The sequence below is a fragment of the Bradyrhizobium sp. MOS003 genome (assembly GCF_003020125.1).
Lineage (GTDB): Bacteria > Pseudomonadota > Alphaproteobacteria > Rhizobiales > Xanthobacteraceae > Bradyrhizobium.
In genome coordinates, this window is the sequence record NZ_PYFW01000006.1 from 257,244 (window position 1) to 273,768 (window position 16,525).

Below are 16,525 nucleotides of genomic sequence, written 5' to 3' on the forward strand. Positions count from 1 at the left end.
ATAGGAAGTCTGCTGCGATGACTCACACAGTCTTGGTTGTCGACGACGACCCCGGCGTGCTCGACGTGATGGTGGACATGCTGGAGGACCTCGGCTGCAACGTGGTGAAAGCCCGAAGCGGCCCGGATGCACTCGAACGGCTCGCGCAGAACCGGAACATCTCCATCCTCATCACCGACATCAACATGCCGGGCATGGATGGCCATGAGCTGGCCGAGCTGGCGCGGCGCGCCCGCCCGGAGCTGAAGATGTTGCAGGTATCGGGGCGCGAACCCCGGCGCGACGGCCTGCCGATGATCCGCAAGCCGTTCTCGTTCGAGGAACTCGCAGCCGCCCTGCAGCGAACCACCGGCATCTGCTGACCGCGCGCCGCAAAACAAAACCCGCAGCGGGAAGCTCCCGCGCGGGTGAAATCGAACTGTTCTGATGATGCCACTATGCCGGTGTTTTGCCCGACGCGTCAACGTGGCGAACGCGGGAAAAGCAATCCCTCCTCCCAACTCGATATGTGGTGCGCAACGGGCTTGCTTCAAGTCCCCGCCTCTGCCGTAGAACCCCCGGCCCAACACCAAGCCGAGGGGTCAACATGCCTGTCCTGCTTCCGACGTCCCGTTCACGCCGCGCGCGAGCGGCCGATGCGCCGAACCGGCCCCACCATGACATCGTCATCGCCGGCGGCGGCCCGACCGGATTGATGCTGGCTGCCGAGCTCGCGCTCGCAAAGGTCGACGTCGCCGTGGTCGAGCGGCGTGCCGACCACTCGCTGGTCGAGACGCGCGCCGGCGGCCTGCACGCGCGCACCATCGAGGTCCTCGATCAGCGCGGCGTCGCGGACCGGTTCCTCTCCGAAGGCCACATCGTCCAGCTCGCCGGCTTTGCCTGGACCAGGCTCGACATCAGCGACCTCCCCACGCGGCACCCTTACGGACTCGCGCTGCGGCAGAACCGGTTCGAAGCCATCCTGGCCGACTGGGTCGCCGGGCTCGCAGTCCCCTTCTATCGCGCGCGCGAGGTGACGGGCTTTGCCGAGGACGAGACCGGCATCGACGTGACGCTCTCCAGCGGCGAGACCTTGCGCGCAAGCTATCTGGTCGGCTGCGACGGCGGCCGCAGCCTGGTGCGCAAGGCGGCCGGCATCGATTTCCCCGGCAGTTCGCCGACGCTCAGCAACCTCATGGCCGAGGTCGAGATGAGCGAGCCGCCGCAGCTCGGCCTGCGTCACGATGCGCTCGGCTTTCACGGCCTCAGCATGACGGAAAGCGGCCGCGTGCTGGTCGTGCTGACGGAAGCAACGCTCGCACGCACCGGCGAGCCCTCCTTGCGCGATCTCGGCGAGGCCCTCGTCGCGGTCTACGGCACCGACTTCGGCGTGAACAATCCCGCCTGGATCTCCCGCTTCACCGATGCGGCGCGGCAGGCGGTGTCCTATCGCAAGGGCCGCGTGCTGCTCGCCGGCGATGCCGCGCATATCCATCACTCCGTCGGCGGGCAAGGCCTCAACCTCGGTGTGCAGGACGCCGTGAACCTCGGCTGGAAGCTGGCGCAGGTGGTCAAGGGCTTCTCGCCCGACAGCCTGCTCGACAGCTACCACGCCGAGCGCCATCCGGTGGCCGCGCGCGTGCTGAAGAACACCATGGCGCAGATCGCCCTGCTCCGCCGCGGCGACGACGGCCGCAAGGCCGCGCGCGATGTGATCGCCGACCTGCTCGCCATCGACGAGGTACGCCGGCGCGTCGGTGCGATGATGAGCGGGCTCGACATCGCCTACGATCTCGGCGAAGGCCACGCGCTGCTCGGCCGGCGCATGCCAGATCTCGATCTGACGGTCGACGGACAAACGCGAAAGCTGTTCACGCTGCTGCACAGCGCGCGCGGCGTGCTGCTCGAGTTTGGCGAGCGAGGCGGAACCGACATGGCGCCCTGGAAAGATCGCATCGATGTCGTCAATGCCGGCACCGACGGCCCCTGGGAGCTTCCGGTGATCGGACAGGTTACCGCGCCGGTCGCAGTGTTGGTGCGGCCTGATGGGCACGTGGCGTGGGTGGGAGACGACGGCTGGCACGGGCTTGAGGAGGCGTTGACGCGGTGGTTCGGGCCGGACGAGCCGTAAGGCGCGCACATATTCAGATGTCCGCTTGTCCCCCAACAGCGGCGCAAAAGCGGACATCATTGAAAGTCGCTAATGGGCCACTAGCAGACGTTCGCTCGCCGTCCAGGTCAGCGAACGACGCCCGCTGCATGCTGGGGACCAGCCAATCGACCGCGAGGGAAGCAAGCTTCGAGGACAATGAAGGCAGCCAGACCGCCGATCCGGCCTAGGCCAATGTCACGTCGGGTGACGCAATTCTTCGCTATCCGTCCATGCTTGAAAGTCTGGGACCTGCAATGGATCGATGTCGTCACACTTGATACAGCGAAACTTGCGACCGCCTGTCTTAACGATCACGAAGTGCATCGGCTTGCCGCATTTCGGGCAGATCGGACGAGGGGAGTTTTTGGGCATGGGGGCTCACGCTGACCGAGGGCGCGAGTCTTCCGCTCACAGTCATCGGACAAATTGATGAGCCGATGATGAAACCACGCTAATCACCCCTTGTGACGGTTGCATCAGAAAAGAACCGGGCTACGTATTGGTACGGAGCTGCCCCTTTGGTTCAACGGCCTCCGGTTACCTTCGGTCTTCCCATCTACGGGCCTCACTTTGGGAGCAGAGGGCATTCGACCCAAATGAAGGAGTGCGGCAGCCTCTTCGGTCAAGCTCCTCAGGGGCGCCCGTCGCTGTCGCGCGCTTCCTTCATCAGGATTGCAGGATCTCTTCAACGGCCACAGCGGACCCGTTTTCTTATCTCGTCCTCAAGCTCTTCGAGCAACTTGAGGAGTTTGGGACCGTCCATGTCCTCACGCGCGGCGCGCTTATAGCGCTCCACAATCGTCAGCTCGGTCTCTGAGAATGGTCCGGCCTCGTTTTCCATCGCCGCTTCCCGTTCTAAAGAAGGCGGGAGCATTTCGGCTCTCAGTCACCGATCGAGGCCACAAACCGTGCGGTGATACCCAACGTTAGCATGGCGCGACCGACATCGTCGCTGCGACAGTTGAGGCGGCCTGCATATAAAGGAGGCAGGTCTAACAGTTGTTCCTCAGGGACTGCCGTCAGGCCTCTCAGGATAGCCTAGAAAGTTTCGGTGAGAGGCGATGGAGGGCCGGAAGGAACGGACGATTGAAAAGAAGGAACAGCGCCGGTTCGTCGCTCCGCTTCTTCAACTTGAAGCCTGAGAGTTTTCAGTTCTGCAAGGCGCGAAGAGAGTTCGTTGAAACGTCGGACAATAAGGATCGCATGAAATTCCTGCATTATCGCCTCCCAGCACCAAAGCCACCTTTTAAAGACTTGAGAGTAGAGTCAGCAGTCGCAATTTCGTTAAAGTATGTGTTGTTTCGGAGTTGGAACTCCCTCTTATCTTACTCCACTCCCTGTGGACCTTTTGTGAAGCGATTAACACCTCCCAACGACACATTGAGGAGCGCGGCCGCAACGACGACCGCCCAAATCAACAGCTGGTGGCGATCGGGTCCCAGTGCCGGTTCATGGCGGCAGCCTAGCACCAGCGCGATCCGCGACAAGTTCGAACGGCTTCCGGAAGGCCTGCCGTGCCCTTTGATCGTGAGATCATCACGTCACCTGCCTTCCAGAGCCCCACGCAAAAAATAAGCCCGCCGGATCCCGTGGGCTTATTTCGGTATCACCCGTTGGGGCATTCGGCTCAAGACCCGAATGTTGCGCCGGTCCTCGCTTGGGGCCACCTTAATCAGGGATGGCACTTCAGGAACGGAGGTCTCGGGCTTGTACGCGAGCGCGTCCGCAATCCACTGGGGCCATTTCGCTTCGGGACCCGGCTCGGCACGCACTTGAAGCAACCTTTGAAGTATGTCGCTCATGACTGCTCCTGCGACTGCAACCAAAGTTCTTCGTAAGAGGCATCGTCACCGCGTACCGCTCCCAGGCTTCCGAGAACGCTGACCGGCATTCGTTGCACGCTCTCCTCGATATGCGCTTCCATCTTCACGTTGTCGCCGGGATGCACAATGACCCGCTCGATGCGGTGAACGAATTCCAGCGGCTTGCCGTCTTCGCTTGCAACCGGCTGCAGCGGCTTGCCCCACCCCCGATCGAACATGACGGCGACTGCCGCGACACGTGCATGGGCGGGAGCTTTCTGGTCGCGCATGATCTGCACGAGCGTCTTCATGCCGAGCGCGGTATGCGTCCGCGCCAGGGATTTGATTTCGGTCAACGTCCGCTGCTTCAGGGCTCGGCGAGCAGCTGCCCTCGCGAGAGCGTTCTGGGAAAGTAAGTTGTTCTTGACGGGTTCAGTCATTTGGAAATCCCCTTTTGCAAACAATCCAATTCGTCACTTGCATCGGGACGCAAAAAACCCGCGGCGGATTAAATCCGGCGCGGGCGCAAAACAAACTCGTCTCGATGATGCTATTCTGCCGGTGTTTTGCCCGACGTGTCAAACGACAAACGCTATTGTGAAGGGCTAGGCAGCCCCTTTTAGGGGGAGTGCCAGCTGAAGCGCAAAGGGCCGCGTGGCGTTGGCTTCGACGAACGCCTGCAAGGCCGGAGTGATCTCGGTGCTGTCGGCAGCAGCGTCTGCCAGCTCATCGGCGATCTCGCTGGTCGCATCGCGAGCATGGCCCTCGATCGCATTGAAGACCACGATCCGCACGGGATAAGCGTACTGGCCGGAGAGCAGGTCGCGAATTATGGTGTCGCGGTCGGTGTCCTGCTCGTCAGTCTCGCGCCAGGAGCAGCCGGCACGCGGGCCAAAATCTTCAAGCACCAGATAAATATCCCGGTCGAGGCGATCGGTCGGGACAATCGAGGGCGATGAACGCATACGCTTACTCCGAAACTGGTCACTGCGGAGAGACGGCCCCGGCTTGCAGGGGGGCTTGGGGTATGGCCGGGGCCGCTCCGCCAGCTCGGCGGCGAGCCGGCACCAAACCAACTTCGTCGCGACAGAAGCAGTTCCTGGGTTGAGGAGATTCTTGCCAGGGCAGAAACGCGCAAGCATTAAGAAGGGGCTATCTTGCGATAGCCCCTCGCCGGTTGAAATTGTTGTTCGGGATCAAATGCCAGCCCCGGCCTGCGTATTTCTACCTAGATTAGGCAGGATGGGGAGTCCGGGAAACTGCGGTGTCCGCTAGAGGAACACCCAGCGCTCCCTCTGCATCAACGGCCGAGCTTCCGCTCCACCTTCTTCCGGCTGCTGCCGACCTTCTTGACCGCTTTCTTGACGGCCGAGGCGGAGCGCCCGGTCTTCTTTGCTTCGTAGCTGACTTCGTATTTCTGCCCGCCCGCCACGCGCGCGCGGTCCTGCTTGCGACCGCGAGCGGTCTGTTTTTTCGCCTTAGCCATATTGCACCTCCATGCGCTGCGAAAACGCCAGAGGATTCAGTTGGTTCCCAAACCTCCAGATGCGGTCGACCGGCCCGGAACGAATCGGCGCAGAAAGATTCGAGTCAATTGAGTATGTTGCGTGGAGTTGTTCAGTGGCGTGGCGTCAGCCAAAGGCACCGTCGATCGGCGTGAAGGCGCCCTTCCCGAAGTTTATCGAACCGGCCTTGGCGTCCTCCGTCGAGAGGGTCCCCTCCGGGGAACGCTGGATTCACGAGATCAAATTCGACGGTTATCGCGTTCAGGTACACATGGCCAATGAGGCCGTGACCATCTACACCCGCCGCGGCTTCGACTGGACGCGACGCTTCAAGAAGATCGCCGATGTCGCGTGGCACATCAAGGCAGGTTCGGCCATCATCGACGGCGAGGTCGTCGTCCCCGCTGCTGACGGCACGACCGACTTCTCGGTGCTCCAGAACGAGTTGAAAGGCACGTCCACCAAGCTCGTGCTGGTGGCCTTCGACCTGCTCTATCTCAACGGCCGCGACATTCGCGGCCTGCCGCTGGTTCAGCGCAAGGCCGAACTGAAGAAGATCGTTGCCGGTTCCGACGTGCAATTCAGCGAGAGCTTCGAACTCGAAGGCCGCGAAATGTTCGCCCATGCCTGCAAGGTCGGACTTGAGGGCGTCGTCTCGAAGGTTCGGGACAGCGTCTACAATAGTGGACGGGGCAACAGCTGGGTCAAGACGACCTGCCGGCAGCGGGAGACCCTGACCATCGCTGGCTTCGCGCTCGATGAAGGCAAGTGGGACGGCGTTTATCTCGGACGCCGCAAGGGAGATGATCTGGTCTACGCCGGCAAGGTCGACCACGGGTTTGACAAGACATCAGCCGCCGAACTGCGCCAGCGCCTGGAGCCGCTGCGGCGCAAGACCCAACCTTACGCCAAGCGCATCGCGCATAGGGGTATCTGGGTCGAACCAAAGCTGCTTGCAGAGATCGAGTACCGGGCCAAGTCGGCGGAGGGAAAGGTGCGGCATCCATTCTTCAAGGGATTGAGGGAGGATTTATGACGGACAGCAGCGCGGTCGTTTACTGCGCCTGGAATTGCAATACAGAGGTCGACATTGAGATTGTGTATCTCGGCTGCGGCGCAGGACAAATCTGGTGCCTCGAATGCGGTGGCGACGGCAATTGGGGCAAGTTCGCACCAGAGATTGTCGGGCCAGATTGCGCTTGCATTGATTGCAAGGGGACTGGCCGGAAGTTGGTGAGTATCTGACGCTCTTGGTTGTCCACAGCCACGACGGGCAGTGGCTTGCAGCTTCGGCGCCCTACTAGGAATCGATAATTTGCCAACATAATTGGCACATGCCTTTGATGATCCAATGTCCACGAAGTCGCGCGAATATCTCTTCGGCACCCAGATCAAGATGTCCGCTGAGCGCGCCAAGGAGGCTCGCAAGCAAGCCGACAAACTGGCCTGCGAGGCGTGGAACTATCGCATGCTTGGCTATAAGGGTCCGGCACAGCCGTCACCAACGATCGGAGATGCAATCAACGGAGGATACCTCTACCTGGAGGTCCGCTGTCTCGGTTGCGACACCAATCAATCCGTTGCGCTCGATATCATTCGTCGCTCCAAGACAACGCCAGTGCACGAACTCGAACGCTACATGCGCTGTAAGGACTGCTCGCAAGTGCGGGGCTATCCGTACAAGCGCAGCAAGCTTGTAGCGTTGAGGACAACAAAGATTTCAGTCGGTAACCCACCCACCATCTGGTGGCCGGGCGAGCGCTAAAGGACACCGCATCACGCTATGTTCTAGGAATTTCTGATCGCCTTCTGAAGTTGGTCCAACTTCGCTTGGATCGAAGATGTGTTAGTGCAATCAGTTTGCAGCTGAATTCCTGGCTCCGGAATCACTAGTCAAGAAAGTCGCCGCTAAGACGATACGCAGCGACAGCTTGGATATTGAAGAGCTCCGCAACTTTTCTTCATTGATCAAGCTGTCTCTCACCGCAAGTCTGTATCGGCTCGTTGAAACGGGCCACTATAAAAAGACCGCTGTTGCACAGTGGATGTCATATCTAAAGGCGAACGCGAACCCGGACTTTACGCAGAAACAAGGTGGACGCCGGGTAGAAGAGTGGAAGTACAAGCTTGCAAAGTACGGTACGCGCTTCGCCGAGGCGTACTCCGCCGCGTTTGAACAAGATAAGATCGATGACTATGAATTCTATCGAATCTCAGGAATCAAACCGAAATACCAAGCGGACTACTTGAAACGCGCGCCTCTGGCGTCCCTCAACGACGCCGAAGATGGCGCCGATGCCTAAGAAGAGCGCGGGTTACACTTTCGACGTGCGCGGCCTCCTCGCTTGGAGTCACGCTTCTGCCAACGAGTTTGCCATTCCGGCAGCAGATATCGAAAGCGGTCAGGTGCGAATCTTCAGCTGTGCCTGGAATGAGATGCATTCCGCCTACGAGGACGAAGCTAAAGCGTTTCAGGAGCTAGATTTCAAGCGAGAGCCCTTGTCAGAGGAACATCGAGAATCTGTGGTTGCGATAGCAGACGCGGCCAACGCGACCTTTGGTTGGAAAGGAACTTACGACAAGGCGGTTGAGTGGCAGATTGCTGGGGTGGCGAGCTGTGAGGGGCTGGTAGTTGTCACAGATGAGAGAGGAAAGAAAAAATACTCAAAGATCGACGGCATCAAAGCGGTGAGCTTTTCGGAGTACATAGCGGATCACGACTAGCGTTTCTCAATGGTCAATACTAAGCACGTCCACCCCATGTTCTCAATCCACCCCGACGATCTCAGCTCCGAACCGACCCGCCGCCTGCTCGCGCTGCATCTCGCCGGCATGCATGCGAACTCGCCGCCGGGCCATGTCTTCGCGCTCGACCTGTCGGGGCTGCAGACGCCCGATGTCACCGTGTGGTCGGTGCGCGAAGGTGACGACGTCGTCGGCATCGGCGCGCTGAAGGAGCTCGGCGACGGCGGCGCCGAGGTGAAGTCGATGCGCACCCACCCCGACCATCTGCGCCGCGGCGTCGCGGCGCTGCTGCTGGACCACATCGTGCGCGAGGCCAGGGCACGCGGGTTGACCCGGCTGAGCCTGGAGACCGGAAGCGGCCCGGCGTTCGAGCCGGCGGTGGCGCTGTACCGCAAGCGCGGCTTCGTCAACGGCGATGCGTTCGCCGATTACCAGGCGAGCGCCTTCAACCAATTCCTGCATCTGGCGCTTCGCGCCTGAGCGGGCGCGCGGACGCCACGCGCTTTGGTTCAGAAGTGAACTCGGATTCGCGCCGCACTCAAATTGAGTAAGTGGCTCAAACGACTGAACTCGCATCCGAAACTTTAATCCGCGGTCATACCAAATGATAGGGACTCTGCGCCGCAGGTGGCGTAGTGTCGGTCCATCACCGCAAGGCGCGTGGCATCGGTCGGTGATGAGAACGCCAATTGCGCTCGCGCCTTTCTGCAGCGAAGGGAGCACGCCATGATGAAGCGGCGTCGTTTCAAACAGAGCACGACACTCAACGAAAGACTCTCGGTGGAAGCCGAGCGCTGTCGCGAGGAAGCGCGCGCGCTCTCGCCGGGGCGCCGCCGCGAGATGCTGCTGCGCCGGGCGCGGCAGGACGAAACGGCCGTGCAGATCGAAGCCTGGCTGCGCTCGCCCGGCCTGAGGGCGCCGACATGAGCCAGCAATATCGCGCTTATCTCATCGGCGAGAACGGCGTCTTCCGCTCCGCCGAGGCGTTCGAGGCCCCGTCCGACGAGTCCGCCCTCAGCTTCGCGCGGCAGTTCGCGAGGCACGGCAAGGTGGAGGTGTGGCAGCTCGGCCGCAAGATCGCCGTGCTCGATTCCGAACAGTCTCCACCACCACCGCCGTCCGCGCGATCCGGACCGATACTGACCCGTCAATGATCGCGTGAGTGCGATTGCGGCGCGAGGCTGTCGATCTCGACGCAGAACTTCACCTGCAAGACGGGCCCGCTGGTGTCGCGAACGTCGATCACCATCTGTTGCCTGCCGCCATTGGGCGCCGCGGAAAACACGGCATCGCGCGCCATGTCGGCAACCGATTTGGCGGCTTCGGCCCGGGCCGCGCGCGGGCTCGACAATTCCAGCCCCTCCTCGTCCAGCGCAATTCCCTTGTCGTCGCGAAGGTCGAAGTAATATCGGGGCATGTTCGTATCCTCCGCCATAATTAGGCGCGGGACGAGCAAAGGTTTCCCACGGGCCGAGAAATTCTGTTGGAGTCCAATGAGTTCCGGGAACGCAGCGAAGGGATTGATCCGGCAGGACGGGAACTGCACCGCGCCCTATTCCTCCGCGAGCTTGTGCTCGATATAGGCATCCACCGTCTCGGCAAACGAGCGTTGCACGCCGACCGCCACATCGTGCTGGTCCAGTGCGTCGCGCTGGAGCACGCGCAGGCCGCGCCCCCGGGCGCTGAGCGGCGCCGTGTTCAGATATTGATCGATGGCCCCTTTGGCGAGCGGGATGGCCTTGGGATCGCCCCTGGCGATCAGGAGCCTGAGCAGGCTCTGGCATTCGGCCAAACCTGGCATGGGTTCAGCCCCTTTAGCTTTGCTGCGATTTCGGCTTCGGCCGCTTCACCGGCTGGGTGTGGGTGCCGAACAGCGCCAGCAGGAACGCGACTTCTTCCTTCGAACCGATCTGGATCATGAGTGTCTCTCCTCTTCGCTCCGTTGGTCGGAACCGGGCGGCAGCGAGTTCAGGACAATCGGGTTTCAGCTCTGTTTCAGTCCTGTTTCGTCGCACCGAAACGCTGGTGGCAACCTGTTGTGTACACAAGTGAACTTGGCGGGCCCGGCCGCGGCGGCCCCTCCCGCTTCGCTGTTCTTTAACCGCAGCGCCTTAATGTCCGGGGGATTGAAAGGGCTGCGGGAGTTTGATGAGATGGCCGTGAAGTGCGCGGGATGTGCCGACGGGACGGAGTTGCCGTTCGCATTCAAGATGGCGTTCCAGCCGATCGTCGACGTCACCGGGAACAGGATCTGGGGCTATGAAGCGCTGGTGCGCGGCCCGAACGGCGAGAGCGCCCACAGCGTCCTCAGCCAGCTCACCGACGATCAGCTCTACCGCTTCGACCAGGCCGCCCGCGTCATGGCGATCGAGACCGCGGGCAAGCTGTTCACCGATCCTCGCGCCCGCCTCTCGATCAATTTCATGCCGAATGCGGTGTACGAGCCGCGCGCCTGCATCCAGAAATCGCTCGAGGCTGCGCGTCGCGCGAATTTTCCCCCGTCCAATCTGATGTTCGAGTTCACCGAGAACGAGCGGATGAGCGATCCCGCGCATGTCGAGAACATCGTGCGCGCCTACAAGGCCCTCGGCTTCTGGACCGCGCTGGACGATTTCGGCGCCGGCTATGCCGGCCTCGGCCTGCTCGCCCGGCTACAGCCGAACCTGATCAAGATCGACATGGAGCTGCTGCGCGACATCCATCTCAGCCACCCCAAGCAGGTCATCGTATCGGGCCTTGCGGCAATGGCGCGCGAGCTCGACATCACCGTTCTCGCCGAGGGCGTCGAGAACGAGGCCGAACTCACGGTTCTCAGGGCCGCGGGGATCGCGCTGTTTCAGGGTTATCATTTCGCCAAGCCCGGCTTCATGTCGCTGCCGGCGGTGCGGGGGTTTGGACAAACGGACGTGTCCCTCGCCGGGTGAGCCAGGTTCTGCTCGATCGCGCTTCATAGACGAAAGCCCGCGCGGATTGCTCCACGCGGGCTTTTTCTTGTTGTTTCCACGAAAACCCGGCGCCGTGGGTCCACGACGCCGGGCCTCGCCTCAGTGCATGTGGCCGATCAGATAAACGCCGCCACCGAGAACGATCACGGCCGGGACGGCCCAAAGCAGAATGACGGGCATCGTCATTCTCCTCAGTTCGTCGTGCAGACCTTGACGGTCTTCATGCCCGCCTCGGCCTCGGTCCTGGTCTTGTAGACGGTGTCACCGCTGACGACGGTCGTTTCCGTGGTCGTCGGCTTTGCCTCCGTGATGGTGCACTTCTTGGTCTTGATGTCCTGCACCACGTAGAACGACTGCGCGAATGCGGGAGCCGCGACCGACGTCAGAACGGCAGCAGCAACGATGGTCTTGATGTTCATGGTGTCCTCCTCCAGCAGCCCGGTCATCCGGATCTGTCTTTTTCAAACATCAAAAATTGCCACTTGTTCCCGGTCGAGCGTGAACCAATTCCCGCAGCCTGCGTTGGGTGTGGAAACCGGAGGCTTCGATGCTGGATTTGAGACTTGCGACGACTTCGCTGGCGATGCTGATTGCACTGCTGTCCGTGGCTCTGGCCGATCCCGTCAAGGATCAAGCCCGGCCTGCTGCTCAAGGCACCGCCGAAGCGCGACCGATCCGCGTCATCCTTCCCGCACCCTGGGAGCCCGCTACCACGCAAGCGGACGCACGATCCTCGAAGTGACCCGGCCGCGCTCCAGCGATCCCGCGAGCCGTGCACGACAACACGGTTCCCCGGCGCGGAACGCATACTTTCACTGACCACTTTCACCCTGCATTCACACCCCTGTCCCTAAACCTCCGGCCGATGAAACGGCAGGCAGGCAGGACGATGTCCTTTGACCCGATGGCCGCCGCGGTCGACTGGCTTGATGCCTACCGCGCCGGCGATATCGAGACGATTTTGGAGATGTACGCCGACCATGCGGTGGTCCGTTGCGGCTGCGGCGGCATGAAGACGGTCGCGGGCAAGCAAGGCCTGCGCGCCTATTGGGTTGACCGTCTCAGAAACTACCCGGCCTCCAGCCTCGACAACCTCCAGCCATCGGCGGACGGCACGGTCATCTCCTATGTTGCGCAGGGCCGCGTCGTGAGTGCGATCCTGACCTTCGACACATCCGGGAAGATCGCCGCGCTCACATGCGGGCCTTCGAACTAGCCATCTTCACGCCTTGCGCTTCTGGGTGACGAGCCGCAAGGCGATGCCGTGCTGCCAGGCACGCACCCTCACCGCCGCTTCGCTTCGATTGAGTTCGTGTGCGATCTCCTCCGGCCGCCGGCCTGCCTCGGCCAATGCCTTCAATCGCTCGTGGTCTTGCGCCGTCCATTTCTTCAACAGCGGGTAGCGGGATTGCATGATGGAGAGTCGTCTCGCCTGCTCAACTATTCCAGCGACAATGGACCGGCTCAGTTGAAGTTCCAAAGTCGGCAAGCCAGCTGAACCGCACCCGACGGGCCCACTCCGTTCGGCGCGCGTCGAGAGCTTCAAGGATGCGTATCCGTCCCGCGCGGCAAGCTAGATGCGGCGATCCCGAACGGTATCAACCGCAGAGCGCCGCTAAACGGGACAAGCCGGCAAACGTTCCTAAATCTAGGCCGATGTACGCGGCATTCGCGAAACAAGCGCTGCGGCACCCGGAAGCTACGAACTCAAGCAACCAATTCGAATCTCACTTGTTGTCGCCGGCACATTCACTGCCGGAGGACAAAAAAATGCGACGTCTTACTCTACTTGCCACGACCATGTTGCTGCTCGCAGCGGTGCCCGCAAGCGCACAGTCTCAGCCTGCCCAGAGCGGGCCGGGCAACAACGCCGTCAACAGCGCGGACCAGAACAACTCGAACAAGCCTGTTGCTGGCCGCAACAGCTTCACCGAGGGACAGGCGAAATCGAAGATCGAAGAGGCGGGATATTCCAATGTCTCCGGCCTGCAGAAGGACGACCAGGGCGTCTGGCGCGGCAAGGCCGACAAGGCCGGCACCAAGACCGATGTCAGCCTGGACTTCCAGGGCAACGTCAATCCCGCCAAGTAACGCGCCAGATATCGCGCAAAGCAATCAGGAGACCTGACAAATGACCACCACCATCTCTCGCCTCTACGACACTTACGCCGACGCTGAGAGTGCCGTGACCCGGCTCGAATCCGCCGGCGTGCCGCATTCCGACATCAGCATCGTCGCCAACAACTCCGACAATTGGTATGGCTCGAGCTCCGGCAAGGTCGACCGCGATCGCGACGGCGTCGATGATCGCGCCGAAGGCGCCGGGACCGGAGCCGGTATCGGTGCGGGCCTCGGCGGCGCGGCCGGCCTGCTCGCGGGCCTCGGCTTGCTGGCGATCCCCGGTCTCGGACCGGTCGTCGCAGCGGGTTGGCTCGCCGCGACTGCGGTCGGCGCGGCTGCCGGTGCAGCCACGGGCGGCATTGTCGGCGCCCTGACGGAAGCCGGCGTCTCCAAGGAGGATGCTTCGCGCTACGCCGAGGGCGTTCGCCGCGGCGGTACGCTGGTGACCGCACGGGTGCCCGACCAGGATCGCTCCCGTCTCGATGCTTTGTTGCACGAGCGCGCCGTGAACCTGCAGGAGCGCAGCGCGGCCTGGCAGAAGTCCGGCTGGAACGACTTCGATGCCGCGAGCCCGCCGCTTTCGCCGGAAGATATCGGCCGCGAGCGTCAGCTCTACGGCACGAGCACGCGTCGCTAAGCGTTCTCGGATAGCACGACCAGGGCCCCGCGGTGCGGGGCCCTTCCTTTATGCCGAACGCCGTGAGCAGACTGCCAAATTGTCCCGGTGCTCTCATCCGTCCGATGCCTTGCCCGGCGGATCAAAACTTTATCTCAAATGCAGCAGAGCGGATTTGGCGAAATGCAATCTCTTCGCGCCATGCTGGGACATATGCTTGCGCGAATGCAATCGGGAAAGCGTCGGAGAGGTTGCCCATGTACTACGTCGCCGCTGCATTGCTGGTGCTGTCGGGACTGTTCTACTCCGCGAGCCATCACGAGATCGGCTCGTTCGGCGTCACCATGTGCAGCTATGGCGGCGCGTTCTGTGATAACCCGCTGATCGTTTTTTCCGGCGCGGCGCTGGCCGCAGCCTGGGGCATGTTCGTCAGCATCAGGTAGCGCGGCGGCGCAGGTTCTCGATCCCTGGCCCTCGACACCCCCGTGGGCGGGGGCCAAGCCTCACGGACCCGCCCGTGAGCTGGCGAGATCCTGCGATGATCACAATCTACACCTGCTGAATTAGGTTTAGCCGAAATTTCGGATTGCGTCGCGACGGGGAACTTTCGTTCCCTGATCAGCATTTGCTATGAAAGTAGCCGCGCCCCGACGAGGTCCGTTCATGAGCGACAGCGCTCTCACGCCGACGAAATCCGCGCCGACGCTGTTGCAAAGGCTGGGGCCGGGACTGATCACGGGAGCTGCCGACGACGATCCGTCCGGCATCGCCACCTATTCGCAGGCCGGCGCGCAATTCGGCTACGGGCTGCTGTGGACGGTGTTTCTCACCACACCGTTCATGATCGCCATCCAGCTCGTCAGCGCGCAGATCGGCCGCGTCACCGGCAAGGGGCTCGCCGCCAACATCATGCAGCTCGCGCCGCGCTGGGCGGTGCTGGGCCTCGTCGCCATGCTCGTTGCGGCCAACACCTTCAACATCGCCGCCGACATCGCCGCGATGGCCGAGGCGCTCTCGCTCGTGATCGGCGGCCTCAACCACGAGCACGCGCTGATCTTCGCGGCGGGCTCCACCCTGCTGCAGGTCTTCCTGCCCTATCGCCGCTATTCGCCGGTGCTGAAATTCCTCACCTTGGCACTGTTCGCCTATGTCGCAACCGCCTTCACCGTCAAGATCCCGTGGAGCACGGCGCTGCTCGCCGCGGTGTGGCCGAAGGCCGAGGTCAATGCTGACTACCTGATGATGGTCGTGGCGGTGCTTGGCACCACCATCAGCCCTTATCTCTTCTTCTGGCAGGCATCGCAGGAGGTGGAAGAGATGAACCAGGGTCGGCGCGACAAGCCGTTACGCGACCTCAAGCGCGGCGGCATGCACGAGCTCGACCGCATCAAGACCGACACCCTCGCCGGCATGCTGCTCTCCAACGGCATCGCCTTCTTCATCATCCTGACCACGGCGTCCGTGCTGCATGCGCATGGCATCACCAAGATCAATTCGGCGACGGAGGCGGCCGAAGCGCTGCGGCCGCTCGCTGGCAATTTCACCTTCGCGCTGTTCGCGCTCGGCATCATCGGCACGGGCCTGCTCGCGATACCGGTGCTGGCGGGCTCGGCCGCCTATGGTGTCGCGGAGGTGTTCGGCTGGCACGCGACGCTGGAGGCAGAGCCACACGAGGCGGTCGGCTTCTACACCATCATCGCCGCGGCAACCATCATCGGCTTCGGCCTCGGCTTCACCGGAATCGACTCCATCCACATGCTGGTGTGGAGCGCGGTGCTCAACGGCATCGTCGCCGTGCCCATCATGGCGATGATGATGCTGATCGTCTCGAGCGGCGCGATCATGGGCCGCTTCAGGGCCCGGTCGTGGCTGATCTGGCTGGGCTGGCTCGGCACCGCGCTGATGGCGCTGGCCGTGCTCGCTCTGCTCGGCTCGTCGGTGATCGCGTAAAACTAGACCGGTGACAGCGCCGCCGAGATCTGCGAAGCGATGATGAAGGCCGCGAACACCGCCGGCACGCTGATGAACCGCAGGAATTGATCCATCGAAAGCATCTGTCTCCCAAAGACAAGAAGCGCCCTCGACCGTCGCGCTACTCCGCCCCTTGCCCGACGTGCTGCTCCGCTGTCAGAACCCGATCGGAAATGGCGGCTCCACTGATCGTGAGCAGCGCCAGAATCGAAATCATTGCCAGAAATTTCATGGCCGGAACGTCGCTTCCGATTGTGGCAAAACCCGTCAAAACCTGGTGCGATTCCGGGACGATCCCCGGAAAGATCATGGCGGTCCCCACCGGGTTTCCACGGGCTCCGTGACGACGGTCGCAGGAGCGCGCAGCTACGGCGTCACCGGATTGATGGTCGGCGAGGTCTTTGGTCCCGGTCGCGCCGGCTCGATCGGCGATTTCGGATTGGTCGGGAGGACCGCGGCGCCAGCGGCCCGTGCCGCTTCTCCGGTGGTCGCATACATCGCAACATGAGCCGGCTGGGTCTTGGCGCGGCTCCAGGGTCCGTGATCGACGATGAGCATTGCTGCGATCGTCACGCCGGCTATGATCAGCGCGATCACACCGGGATGGCGAAGAGCGGCAGACATCGAATTGGCAAAGCGAACACTTGTCATCACGGGACCCGCTATTTTTGCTGTCGCCAGGTTAATTC

General features: G+C 62.1%; 26 protein-coding genes. 16 read left to right on the forward strand and 10 right to left on the reverse strand.

What is annotated here, in order from left to right; all coding sequences use genetic code 11:
* The first annotated feature begins 32 nt into the window (after positions 1–32).
* Together C7G42_RS25415 and C7G42_RS25420 are read left to right on the forward strand one after the other, a co-directional pair.
* Entirely contained in the window at positions 33–362 is a 330-nt protein-coding gene (locus tag C7G42_RS25415) for a response regulator (protein WP_245427949.1), read from the forward strand.
* A 224-nt stretch (positions 363–586) separates the two neighbouring features.
* On the forward strand, positions 587–2,110 hold the full coding sequence (locus tag C7G42_RS25420) for an FAD-dependent monooxygenase (RefSeq protein WP_106951670.1): 1,524 nt from the start codon (positions 587–589) through the stop codon (positions 2,108–2,110).
* A gap of 706 nt (positions 2,111–2,816) precedes the next feature.
* On the opposite strand, the gene C7G42_RS35085 is transcribed toward C7G42_RS25420, so the two are convergent.
* The 4 genes from C7G42_RS35085 to C7G42_RS25440 form a co-directional block, all read right to left on the reverse strand.
* Positions 2,817–2,972 (reverse strand): hypothetical protein, encoded by a 156-nt coding sequence (locus C7G42_RS35085; RefSeq protein ID WP_158537636.1) that lies wholly within the window; start codon positions 2,970–2,972, stop codon positions 2,817–2,819.
* Positions 2,973–3,929: 957 nt separating this feature from the next.
* Positions 3,930–4,373, reverse strand: coding sequence for a hypothetical protein (locus tag C7G42_RS35455; RefSeq protein ID WP_199581133.1), 444 nt, complete (start codon positions 4,371–4,373; stop codon positions 3,930–3,932).
* A gap of 165 nt (positions 4,374–4,538) precedes the next feature.
* Positions 4,539–4,898 (reverse strand): hypothetical protein, encoded by a 360-nt coding sequence (locus tag C7G42_RS25435; RefSeq protein WP_106951672.1) that lies wholly within the window; start codon positions 4,896–4,898, stop codon positions 4,539–4,541.
* A gap of 335 nt (positions 4,899–5,233) precedes the next feature.
* Positions 5,234–5,419 (reverse strand): DUF3606 domain-containing protein, encoded by a 186-nt coding sequence (locus tag C7G42_RS25440; protein ID WP_106951673.1) that lies wholly within the window; start codon positions 5,417–5,419, stop codon positions 5,234–5,236.
* Between the two features lie 59 nt (positions 5,420–5,478).
* On the opposite strand from C7G42_RS25440, the gene ligD reads away from it, so the two are divergent.
* The 7 genes from ligD (at position 5,479) to C7G42_RS25480 (ending at position 9,337) form a co-directional block, all read left to right on the forward strand.
* The gene (ligD, locus tag C7G42_RS25445) at positions 5,479–6,474 is read left to right on the forward strand and encodes a non-homologous end-joining DNA ligase (protein ID WP_502694236.1); all 996 of its coding nucleotides are present in this window, start codon (positions 5,479–5,481) and stop codon (positions 6,472–6,474) included.
* 315 nt (positions 6,475–6,789) lie between these two features.
* Positions 6,790–7,203 (forward strand): hypothetical protein, encoded by a 414-nt coding sequence (locus C7G42_RS25455; protein WP_106951676.1) that lies wholly within the window; start codon positions 6,790–6,792, stop codon positions 7,201–7,203.
* A gap of 166 nt (positions 7,204–7,369) precedes the next feature.
* Positions 7,370–7,741: a hypothetical protein gene (locus C7G42_RS25460; RefSeq protein ID WP_147250283.1), complete on the forward strand. Its 372-nt coding sequence runs from the start codon at positions 7,370–7,372 to the stop codon at positions 7,739–7,741.
* The gene (locus C7G42_RS25465) at positions 7,734–8,162 is read left to right on the forward strand and encodes a hypothetical protein (protein ID WP_147250284.1); all 429 of its coding nucleotides are present in this window, start codon (positions 7,734–7,736) and stop codon (positions 8,160–8,162) included. Before C7G42_RS25460 ends, C7G42_RS25465 begins: the two co-directional genes overlap by 8 nt.
* Before the next feature lie 36 nt (positions 8,163–8,198).
* Positions 8,199–8,663, forward strand: a complete 465-nt coding sequence (locus C7G42_RS25470; RefSeq protein WP_106951679.1) for a GNAT family N-acetyltransferase — start codon at positions 8,199–8,201, stop codon at positions 8,661–8,663.
* Positions 8,664–8,909: 246 nt separating this feature from the next.
* Positions 8,910–9,110 (forward strand): hypothetical protein, encoded by a 201-nt coding sequence (locus C7G42_RS25475; RefSeq protein ID WP_106951680.1) that lies wholly within the window; start codon positions 8,910–8,912, stop codon positions 9,108–9,110.
* Positions 9,107–9,337: a hypothetical protein gene (locus tag C7G42_RS25480; protein WP_106951681.1), complete on the forward strand. Its 231-nt coding sequence runs from the start codon at positions 9,107–9,109 to the stop codon at positions 9,335–9,337. The genes C7G42_RS25475 and C7G42_RS25480 overlap by 4 nt, the downstream gene beginning before the upstream one ends.
* Here C7G42_RS25480 and C7G42_RS25485 read toward each other — a convergent pair.
* The gene (locus C7G42_RS25485) at positions 9,331–9,600 is read right to left on the reverse strand and encodes a DUF6894 family protein (RefSeq protein WP_106951752.1); all 270 of its coding nucleotides are present in this window, start codon (positions 9,598–9,600) and stop codon (positions 9,331–9,333) included. The two genes, C7G42_RS25480 and C7G42_RS25485, sit on opposite strands and share 7 nt — an antisense overlap.
* A gap of 135 nt (positions 9,601–9,735) precedes the next feature.
* Positions 9,736–9,984 carry a hypothetical protein gene (locus C7G42_RS25490; RefSeq protein WP_018319193.1) on the reverse strand — a complete coding sequence of 83 codons (249 nt, stop codon included), beginning with the start codon at positions 9,982–9,984 and terminating at the stop codon, positions 9,736–9,738.
* A gap of 352 nt (positions 9,985–10,336) precedes the next feature.
* Here C7G42_RS25490 and C7G42_RS25495 point away from each other — a divergent pair, with 352 nt between their 5' ends.
* Positions 10,337–11,107, forward strand: coding sequence for an EAL domain-containing protein (locus tag C7G42_RS25495; RefSeq protein ID WP_106951682.1), 771 nt, complete (start codon positions 10,337–10,339; stop codon positions 11,105–11,107).
* A 212-nt stretch (positions 11,108–11,319) separates the two neighbouring features.
* Here C7G42_RS25495 and C7G42_RS25500 read toward each other — a convergent pair whose 3' ends face one another.
* Positions 11,320–11,547: a hypothetical protein gene (locus C7G42_RS25500; protein WP_106951753.1), complete on the reverse strand. Its 228-nt coding sequence runs from the start codon at positions 11,545–11,547 to the stop codon at positions 11,320–11,322.
* 128 nt (positions 11,548–11,675) lie between these two features.
* Between C7G42_RS25500 and C7G42_RS25505 the strand changes: the two genes are divergently transcribed.
* Together C7G42_RS25505 and C7G42_RS25510 are read left to right on the forward strand one after the other, a co-directional pair.
* On the forward strand, positions 11,676–11,870 hold the full coding sequence (locus C7G42_RS25505; RefSeq protein WP_147250285.1) for a hypothetical protein: 195 nt from the start codon (positions 11,676–11,678) through the stop codon (positions 11,868–11,870).
* A 147-nt stretch (positions 11,871–12,017) separates the two neighbouring features.
* Positions 12,018–12,344, forward strand: a complete 327-nt coding sequence (locus C7G42_RS25510; RefSeq protein WP_106951754.1) for a nuclear transport factor 2 family protein — start codon at positions 12,018–12,020, stop codon at positions 12,342–12,344.
* Positions 12,345–12,350: 6 nt separating this feature from the next.
* Here C7G42_RS25510 and C7G42_RS25515 read toward each other — a convergent pair whose 3' ends face one another.
* On the reverse strand, positions 12,351–12,542 hold the full coding sequence (locus tag C7G42_RS25515) for a Myb-like DNA-binding domain-containing protein (RefSeq protein ID WP_106951684.1): 192 nt from the start codon (positions 12,540–12,542) through the stop codon (positions 12,351–12,353).
* A gap of 356 nt (positions 12,543–12,898) precedes the next feature.
* Between C7G42_RS25515 and C7G42_RS25520 the strand changes: the two genes are divergently transcribed.
* The 4 genes from C7G42_RS25520 (at position 12,899) to C7G42_RS25535 (ending at position 15,815) form a co-directional block, all read left to right on the forward strand.
* A complete protein-coding gene (locus C7G42_RS25520) occupies positions 12,899–13,219 on the forward strand; it encodes a hypothetical protein (protein WP_106951685.1) in 321 nt (106 codons plus the stop codon).
* Positions 13,220–13,259: 40 nt separating this feature from the next.
* Positions 13,260–13,886: a general stress protein gene (locus C7G42_RS25525; RefSeq protein WP_106951686.1), complete on the forward strand. Its 627-nt coding sequence runs from the start codon at positions 13,260–13,262 to the stop codon at positions 13,884–13,886.
* 236 nt (positions 13,887–14,122) lie between these two features.
* Positions 14,123–14,308, forward strand: a complete 186-nt coding sequence (locus tag C7G42_RS25530) for a hypothetical protein (protein ID WP_106951687.1) — start codon at positions 14,123–14,125, stop codon at positions 14,306–14,308.
* Positions 14,309–14,528: 220 nt separating this feature from the next.
* On the forward strand, positions 14,529–15,815 hold the full coding sequence (locus C7G42_RS25535) for an NRAMP family divalent metal transporter (RefSeq protein ID WP_106951688.1): 1,287 nt from the start codon (positions 14,529–14,531) through the stop codon (positions 15,813–15,815).
* A gap of 142 nt (positions 15,816–15,957) precedes the next feature.
* Here the strand turns inward: C7G42_RS25535 and C7G42_RS25540 are convergent, their stop codons facing one another.
* Together C7G42_RS25540 and C7G42_RS25545 are read right to left on the reverse strand one after the other, a co-directional pair.
* Positions 15,958–16,146, reverse strand: coding sequence for a hypothetical protein (locus tag C7G42_RS25540; RefSeq protein WP_106951689.1), 189 nt, complete (start codon positions 16,144–16,146; stop codon positions 15,958–15,960).
* A 56-nt stretch (positions 16,147–16,202) separates the two neighbouring features.
* Positions 16,203–16,487, reverse strand: coding sequence for a hypothetical protein (locus tag C7G42_RS25545; RefSeq protein ID WP_106951690.1), 285 nt, complete (start codon positions 16,485–16,487; stop codon positions 16,203–16,205).
* Positions 16,488–16,525: the final 38 nt, after the last annotated feature.

Coding starts and splice junctions, on each gene's coding strand:
- C7G42_RS25530 (WP_106951687.1), top strand. CDS start 14,123: ATGTACTACGTCGCCGCTGCATTGCTGGTGCTGTCGGGACTGTTCTAC.
- C7G42_RS25435 (WP_106951672.1), bottom strand. CDS start 4,898: ATGCGTTCATCGCCCTCGATTGTCCCGACCGATCGCCTCGACCGGGAT.
- C7G42_RS25500 (WP_106951753.1), bottom strand. CDS start 11,547: ATGAACATCAAGACCATCGTTGCTGCTGCCGTTCTGACGTCGGTCGCG.
- C7G42_RS25465 (WP_147250284.1), top strand. CDS start 7,734: ATGCCTAAGAAGAGCGCGGGTTACACTTTCGACGTGCGCGGCCTCCTC.
- C7G42_RS25490 (WP_018319193.1), bottom strand. CDS start 9,984: ATGCCAGGTTTGGCCGAATGCCAGAGCCTGCTCAGGCTCCTGATCGCC.
- C7G42_RS25510 (WP_106951754.1), top strand. CDS start 12,018: ATGTCCTTTGACCCGATGGCCGCCGCGGTCGACTGGCTTGATGCCTAC.
- C7G42_RS25455 (WP_106951676.1), top strand. CDS start 6,790: ATGTCCACGAAGTCGCGCGAATATCTCTTCGGCACCCAGATCAAGATG.
- C7G42_RS25505 (WP_147250285.1), top strand. CDS start 11,676: ATGCTGGATTTGAGACTTGCGACGACTTCGCTGGCGATGCTGATTGCA.
- ligD (WP_502694236.1), top strand. CDS start 5,479: ATGCGGTCGACCGGCCCGGAACGAATCGGCGCAGAAAGATTCGAGTCA.
- C7G42_RS25470 (WP_106951679.1), top strand. CDS start 8,199: ATGTTCTCAATCCACCCCGACGATCTCAGCTCCGAACCGACCCGCCGC.
- C7G42_RS25440 (WP_106951673.1), bottom strand. CDS start 5,419: ATGGCTAAGGCGAAAAAACAGACCGCTCGCGGTCGCAAGCAGGACCGC.
- C7G42_RS25540 (WP_106951689.1), bottom strand. CDS start 16,146: ATGATCTTTCCGGGGATCGTCCCGGAATCGCACCAGGTTTTGACGGGT.
- C7G42_RS25495 (WP_106951682.1), top strand. CDS start 10,337: ATGGCCGTGAAGTGCGCGGGATGTGCCGACGGGACGGAGTTGCCGTTC.
- C7G42_RS25525 (WP_106951686.1), top strand. CDS start 13,260: ATGACCACCACCATCTCTCGCCTCTACGACACTTACGCCGACGCTGAG.
- C7G42_RS25475 (WP_106951680.1), top strand. CDS start 8,910: ATGATGAAGCGGCGTCGTTTCAAACAGAGCACGACACTCAACGAAAGA.
- C7G42_RS25480 (WP_106951681.1), top strand. CDS start 9,107: ATGAGCCAGCAATATCGCGCTTATCTCATCGGCGAGAACGGCGTCTTC.
- C7G42_RS25420 (WP_106951670.1), top strand. CDS start 587: ATGCCTGTCCTGCTTCCGACGTCCCGTTCACGCCGCGCGCGAGCGGCC.
- C7G42_RS25485 (WP_106951752.1), bottom strand. CDS start 9,600: ATGCCCCGATATTACTTCGACCTTCGCGACGACAAGGGAATTGCGCTG.
- C7G42_RS25515 (WP_106951684.1), bottom strand. CDS start 12,542: ATGCAATCCCGCTACCCGCTGTTGAAGAAATGGACGGCGCAAGACCAC.
- C7G42_RS25535 (WP_106951688.1), top strand. CDS start 14,529: ATGAGCGACAGCGCTCTCACGCCGACGAAATCCGCGCCGACGCTGTTG.
- C7G42_RS35455 (WP_199581133.1), bottom strand. CDS start 4,373: ATGACTGAACCCGTCAAGAACAACTTACTTTCCCAGAACGCTCTCGCG.
- C7G42_RS35085 (WP_158537636.1), bottom strand. CDS start 2,972: ATGGAAAACGAGGCCGGACCATTCTCAGAGACCGAGCTGACGATTGTG.
- C7G42_RS25520 (WP_106951685.1), top strand. CDS start 12,899: ATGCGACGTCTTACTCTACTTGCCACGACCATGTTGCTGCTCGCAGCG.
- C7G42_RS25545 (WP_106951690.1), bottom strand. CDS start 16,487: ATGACAAGTGTTCGCTTTGCCAATTCGATGTCTGCCGCTCTTCGCCAT.